This is a genomic window from Mesorhizobium sp. M2A.F.Ca.ET.037.01.1.1 (genome assembly GCF_003998075.1).
Classification (GTDB): domain Bacteria; phylum Pseudomonadota; class Alphaproteobacteria; order Rhizobiales; family Rhizobiaceae; genus Mesorhizobium.
The window spans coordinates 1-1,730 of sequence record NZ_RZSA01001214.1 but is presented as its reverse complement, the minus strand read 5'-3'; the positions used below and the strand labels follow the sequence as shown (position 1 = coordinate 1,730).

Annotated in this window: 2 protein-coding genes; both read left to right on the top strand. The window is 63.1% G+C overall.

The window, feature by feature from the left end; genetic code table 11:
* Nucleotides 1-352: amidohydrolase family protein (locus tag EOA27_RS35240; protein WP_145970787.1), on the top strand; the 352-nt coding region annotated here is incomplete at its 5' end.
* A 128-nt stretch (nucleotides 353-480) separates the two neighbouring features.
* Complete coding sequence (locus EOA27_RS35235) at nucleotides 481-1,584, top strand: ABC transporter ATP-binding protein (protein WP_126081540.1); 1,104 nt, start codon at nucleotides 481-483, stop codon at nucleotides 1,582-1,584.
* Nucleotides 1,585-1,730: the final 146 nt, after the last annotated feature.

Below are 1,730 nucleotides of genomic sequence, written 5' to 3'. Positions count from 1 at the left end.
GAGCTATGCCTGGCGCACGCTGAAAAACGCCGGCGCGCGCGTGGTGTTCGCGTCCGACTGGCCAGTTTCTCCGGTCGATCCGATCCTGTCCATCCAGGCGGCAGTCATGCGCAAGCCTTGGGCGGAAGGCATGCCCGACCAGAGCTTCTCGTTGCGAGAAGCGATCCAGGGTTACACCGTCGAGGGCGCCTATGCGGAGTTCATGGAAGATCGCAAAGGTCGCCTGAAGACCGGCTATCTCGCCGACATCGTCGTCTTGTCGGCCGATATCGAGGCGACCGCGCCGGAAGCGCTGCACACGGTGCGCCCGGTCACCACCATCTGTGGCGGCAGGGTCACCTATCAGGCCTGAGGTGCGGCATGGGAATTGCATTTGAAAATCAGGTAGCAGCTCCGCAGTTGCCAAGCCCCACGGCTTATGGTCACAATCAAACAGGAACACACCTGCCGGAAAGAGCAGGCTCTCTCAATGGGGTAATCGTGCCGGAACAACCGGGTAAGAACGCGATCGAAGTTCGCGGTGTTCGCAAGGTTTTCGGAACCGGCGAAAACCAGGTAGCCGCCCTCGACACGGTTTCGGTGTCGATCCGCGAAAATGAGTTTTTCACGCTGCTCGGTCCGTCTGGATGCGGAAAGACGACGCTGCTGAGATTGATTGCCGGCTTCGATTTCCCGAGCGCCGGCGAGATCCTGCTGCACGGCCAGGACATCGCGCCGCTGCCACCGTTCAAACGTCCGGTCAACACCGTCTTCCAAAGCTATGCGCTGTTCCCGCACATGACGGTGGCGCAGAATATCGGCTTCGGGCTGGAGATGCTCGGCAAGCCGAAAGCGGAGATCGAGGCCCGCGTCGCCCAGATGCTGAAGCTGGTCAAGATGGAGGCGCTGAAGGCGCGCCGCACCAGCCAGATCTCCGGCGGCCAGCAGCAGCGCGTGGCGCTGGCCCGGGCGCTGGCGCCGCAGCCGAAGGTGCTGCTGCTCGACGAGCCTTTGTCGGCGCTGGACTACAAGCTGCGCAAGGAAATGCAAATCGAGCTGAAGCGGCTGCAGCACGAGACCGGCATCACCTTCATCTTCGTGACCCATGACCAGGAAGAAGCGCTGACCATGTCCGACCGCATCGCGGTGATGTCGGCCGGCAAGATCCTGCAGGTCGGCGCGCCGCGCGACATCTATGACCGGCCGGCCGAACGTTTCGTCGCCGACTTCATCGGCGAGACCAATTTCCTGCCGGGCACGGTGGTATCGAAGCAGGCCGGCGTGGCGACAGTCAAGTTCGCCAGCAACGCGACGATCAGCGCCGGCTATCCGGAAGGCTTCAATCCGACCGGCGAGGTGACGCTGGTGGTTCGTCCCGAGCATGCCGATCTGGTCCCCGATCCGGCCAAGGGCACGATCGCCGGCACGCTCTCCAACATCGTCTATTTCGGCACCGACACGCACTACCACGTCAAGCTCGATGGCGGCGGCGAGAATTTCATCGTGCGCCACCAGAACAGCCGTTCGAGCGCGGTGACCTACGAGACCGGCGTCAAGGTCGGCATCCAGTTCGAGGAGGACGCCGCCCGCGTCCTGAAAGACTGATGACGACAGCTGCTCTCTCCTCAGCCCCGCCCTCCAAGGCCGCGTTGTTCGAAGCCAAGGCGGTGAAGACCAGCGCGCGACGCAACCGACTCCTGTCGCTGCCGGCGCTGATCATCATCGGCATTTTCGGCGTGCTGCCGCTGATC